This window comes from Cellulomonas endophytica (assembly GCF_004123805.1).
GTDB lineage: Bacteria > Actinomycetota > Actinomycetes > Actinomycetales > Cellulomonadaceae > Cellulomonas > Cellulomonas endophytica.
On the sequence record NZ_RWJX01000138.1, the window covers coordinates 1 to 3,763 of the forward strand.

Below are 3,763 nucleotides of genomic sequence, written 5' to 3' on the forward strand. Positions count from 1 at the left end.
GGGCGGCGGCAGCACGGTCGGCAGCACGGTCGGCGGCACGGTCGGCGGCGGCGGAGCGCTCCGCCCGGTCGGCGCGGTCGGTGCGGGCCTCCAGCGCCCGGTCGGCGGACCGGCGGGTCGCCAGGCGCGTCTCGTCGGAGCGCTCCGTGCGCGCGGCACGGTCGGCGGCCGCCCGGTCCGCGGCCCGGTCGGCCACGCGGTCGGCGGCCGCGCGCTGCAGCGCGCGGTCGGCCGTCGTCGCACCGTCCCCCGAGCGGTCGAGGGTCCGGGCGAGGTCGCCCGCGCGGCCGCCGGCGGCGCCCGCGCGGGCCACCTGCGACTGCAGCAGGTCGGCGAAGTCGGAGGCGCCGGCGCGGCCCGCGCGCGGCGTCGCGTCGGCGGTGCCCGGGGTGCGGGTCCGGTCGGTCGCGAGGACGGAGGTCATGCCGAGGCTCCCGTGGGGGTGAGGGCGAGCCCGAGGGCCGCGCGCTGCAGGGCTGCGGTGTCGTAGTCGGCACCGGACGCACCGGACATGAGGGTCGGAGCCGGACCCGTGGCGCCGGCCGGGTCGACCGGTGCCCCGGTGCCCGCGTCCGGGACGGGCAGCACGCGACGGATCGCGGTCGGCTCCGTGGGGACGTCGCGGACGCGGACGTGGTCCCCGCGCTTCGGGGCGTCGACCATGCGGCCGTCGCCGACGTAGATGCCGATGTGGGTGCCGCCGCCGAAGACGAGGAGGTCGCCGGGGCGGGCCGCGTCGAGCGAGGCCACCGGGGTGCCGGTGGTCATCTGCTCGCGGGCGGTGCGGGGGGTGCCCGTGACGCCCACGTCCCGCAGCGCGAGCTGGACGAGGCCGGAGCAGTCGAGGCCGCCCTCGGCGAGGCTCTCGCCGCCCCAGACGTAGGGCGTGCCGACGTACCGCTGCGCCGCGGCGACGAGGTCCGCCCCCGTCGCTCCCCCGGCGGCGGCGCCGACCACCGGGACCCCGGCCGCGGTGCCGACCGTGGGGCCCGTCGCGAGGCCCGACGTGAGCCCCGGGAGGCCCGGGAGGCCTGGGAGCCCCGGGAAACCCGACGAGGGGCCCGCAGGGGTGCCGGACGCCGTCGGGCCGGCACCCGGGAGGCCGAGCGCCGCCGCCGCGGAGGACCACGCCGCCGCGGTGGCGGCCGACGTGGCAGTGCTCGCACCGGTGGACGTGGTGCTGGGGGCGCCGCCGGTCCCGGCCGCGCCGAGGGGTGCCGCCGAGCCCGGAGCACCGGTCGCGGCGGCGAGCCCCTCGACGAGCCGCGTGATGGCCCCGACGCGCGCCTGGACGGCCGCGAGGCCGCCGGTCACGCGAGGCCCCCGCGGGCGACGGCCGCCCGGGCGGCGCGCTGGCCGGCGACCTCGTCGAGCGCGGTCTGCTCCGCGTGCAGCTCGGCGGCCCGGACGGCCTCCGTGTGCCGCTCCTCGAGCCGCTCGATGGCGCGCGTGTCCCTGCGGGCCCGGGTCCACACGGCCGAGGCGCGCTCCTCCTCGTCCCGGGCGGCGACGAGGGCCATGCGCCGCTCCGCGAGCAGCGACCCGAGGGCGGCCCGGCCGGCGACCGTCGCCTGCCACATCCGCGGGTCCGTGCCCGAGGAGAGCACGTGCACCTCGGAGACGTGACCGAGGCCCGTCGCGGCGAGCTCGTCGCGCGTGCGGTCGACCTCGGCGGCGGCGGCCAGGCGCACGCGGCGCGCCCCGGCGAGCTCCCCCGCGGCACGTTCCTCGACGGTCGTGCGCAGCTTCAGCAGCGCGGCGAGCGAGAACCGGCGGTCGACCACTAGAGCTCCCCGAGGGCGGCGGCGAGGGCGCCGAGGCGGCCCCAGGAGTCGGCGGACGGGGCGCGCTCGTCCATGCCCTGCCGCAGGAAGGTGTCGATGGCGCCGCCGTGCGCGACCGCCGCGTCGACGAGCGGGTTCGAGCCCGCGACGTAGGCGCCGACGTCGATGAGGTCCTGCGCCTGGCGGCGGGCGGCCATGACGGACCGCAGGCGCCGGGCGACCTCGCGCTGCTCGGGACTGGTGACCCGGGAGGCCACGCGGCTGATGGAGCCGAGGGCGTCGATGGACGGGAAGTGGCCCTGGGTCGCCAGGCGGCGGTCGAGGACGACGTGCCCGTCGAGGATGGACCGGGCGGCGTCGGCGATGGGCTCGTTGTGGTCGTCGCCGTCGACGAGGACCGTGTAGAGGCCGGTCACCGACCCCTGGGCACCGGTGCCGGCGCGCTCGAGCAGCCGGGCGAGCATCGCGAAGGTGCTCGGCGGGTAGCCGCGGGTCGCCGGCGGCTCGCCGACGGACAGGCCGATCTCGCGCTGCGCCATGGCGACGCGGGTGAGCGAGTCCATCATGAGCACGGCGTGGCGCCCCTCGTCGCGCAGCGCCTCCGCGATCCGTGTGGCGACGAACGCCGAGCGCAGCCGCACCAGCGGCGCCTCGTCGGAGGTGGCGACCACCACGACGGAGCGCGCGAGGCCCTCGGGCCCGAGGTCGTCCTCGAGGAACTCCCGGACCTCGCGGCCGCGCTCGCCGACGAGGGCGATGACGGACACCTCGGCGTCCGTGCCGCGCGCGATCATCGACAGCAGGCTGGACTTGCCGACGCCGGAGCCGGCGAAGAGGCCGAGGCGCTGGCCACGGCCGACGGGCACGAGCGTGTCGAGCACGCGCACGCCGAGCTCCAGCGGGGTGTCGACGCGGGTGCGCTCGAGCGGGTGCGGCGCCTCCCCCTCGACCGGGAGCCAGGCGTCGGCCCGCAGCGGGCCCTTGCCGTCGATGGGACGGCCGAGCCCGTCGAGGACGCGGCCGAGCAGGCCGGACCCGACCGGCGCCCGCAGCGAGCGGCCCGTGGGGCGGGCGGGCGTGCCGGCGCGCAGGCCGTGGACGGTGCCCAGCGGCATGCACCGGGCGGTGCCCTCGGCGGTCGCGACGACCTCGGCCTCGACGGCGTCGGGGCCGTCGCCCAGGAGCACGACCTCCCCCACCGCGGCGCCCGTGCCGACGACGTCGACGCCGAGGCCGACGGCGCTGCGCACCTGGCCGGTGACGTCGGGGGCGGCCGCCGCGAGCGCGCGGGACCAGCGGCCCGTCGTCGCCCCGCTGCCGCGCAGCCGGTCGACGAGCGGCCGCGCGGGCCGCGCCGGCACGGCGGGCACCGTGGTGGGCGCCGTGGTGGGCGCCGCCGTGGGCACCGTGGGCGCCGCGACGAGGTCCGCCAGGAGGTCGGCGCCGGAGGACGCGGGGGCCGCGACGAGCGGGGTGCGCGCCGTCGGCACGGTACCGAGCAGGCCGGCGGCGAGGGACGCCTGCACGGGGGCGGCGCCGGTCACCGGGCGGTCCCGTCGCGCAGCGCCTCGGCGGCGCGGGCCAACGTCCCGGCCAGGCACGCGTCGAGCAGCCCGTCCGGGTGCTCGCCGACGGCGTCGCCGGGGGCCAGGCGGGGGTCGGCGACGAGGACGACGTCCCCGTCCGCGGGCACGCCGCCGGCCGCCGCGAGCGCGGCGAGGTCGCGCGGGTGCAGCCGGACGGTGAGGGCCCGGGGCCGGCGCGGGTGCTCCAGCACGCGGGCGAGGGCGGCGCGGGCGGAGTGCTCGGCGTCCTGGAGCTCGCGGCCCAGCACGGCGCGCGCCAGCTCCACGGCACCGCCGAGGAGCGCGTCCTCGACCTCGTCGAGCACGGGCACCGCGGCGCCCTGCGCGGCGCGGGCGGCCCGCGCGAGGGTGGCGAGGGCGGCGGCGAGCTGCGCGTCGCGCGCGGCCTCGCGC

At 80.5% G+C, this 3,763-nt stretch carries 5 protein-coding genes; all 5 read right to left on the bottom strand.

Going from position 1 to position 3,763, the window contains the following annotated elements:
* The coding region (locus EJA20_RS18145) for a hypothetical protein (RefSeq protein WP_205687580.1) at positions 1–424 on the bottom strand (424 nt) is incomplete at its 3' end.
* Entirely contained in the window at positions 421–1,314 is an 894-nt protein-coding gene (locus EJA20_RS19645) for a C40 family peptidase (protein ID WP_240675638.1), read from the bottom strand. The genes EJA20_RS18145 and EJA20_RS19645, both read right to left, overlap by 4 nt.
* Positions 1,311–1,784 (bottom strand): flagellar FliJ family protein, encoded by a 474-nt coding sequence (locus tag EJA20_RS18155; protein WP_129339911.1) that lies wholly within the window; start codon positions 1,782–1,784, stop codon positions 1,311–1,313. Before EJA20_RS18155 ends, EJA20_RS19645 begins: the two co-directional genes overlap by 4 nt.
* A complete protein-coding gene (locus EJA20_RS18160; RefSeq protein WP_129339914.1) occupies positions 1,784–3,109 on the bottom strand; it encodes a FliI/YscN family ATPase in 1,326 nt (441 codons plus the stop codon). The genes EJA20_RS18155 and EJA20_RS18160 overlap by 1 nt, the downstream gene beginning before the upstream one ends.
* A 215-nt stretch (positions 3,110–3,324) precedes the next feature.
* The coding region (locus tag EJA20_RS18165; RefSeq protein WP_129339912.1) for a FliH/SctL family protein at positions 3,325–3,763 on the bottom strand (439 nt) is incomplete at its 5' end.